The sequence below is a fragment of the Mesorhizobium sp. M1A.T.Ca.IN.004.03.1.1 genome (genome assembly GCF_003997555.1).
Lineage (GTDB): Bacteria > Pseudomonadota > Alphaproteobacteria > Rhizobiales > Rhizobiaceae > Mesorhizobium.
This window is the reverse complement of sequence record NZ_RZTV01000878.1, coordinates 1-245: the sequence shown is the minus strand read 5'-3', so window position 1 is coordinate 245 and position 245 is coordinate 1. Positions and strand designations below refer to the sequence as shown.

The window sequence follows — 245 nt, the reverse complement described above, 5'->3', positions numbered from 1 at the left end:
GTATCAGACCTTCATCGATCTGACCCGGCAGGCGGCGCGGACTGTGCCACCGCCCGATCTCTACGTCTGGGCCGAATCCACTGCGCCCCAGGATGCCCTGCACAACGCGTACACCAAGGTTTTCATGGGCGACATAGCGCGGGATACGCAGGCCGGCGTCCTGGTCGGCACGACCATTACGGATCGGCGGCCGGAGAGGCAGCAGGGCGCGAGCGGCGATCCGAACGCCGTGCTCCGCTCCAACT

1 protein-coding gene is annotated in these 245 nt (G+C 66.5%); it reads left to right on the top strand.

Annotated elements, in window-relative coordinates:
• Positions 1-245 (top strand): hypothetical protein (locus tag EOD29_RS36400; RefSeq protein ID WP_206520614.1); only part of this gene is annotated, 245 nt, incomplete at both ends.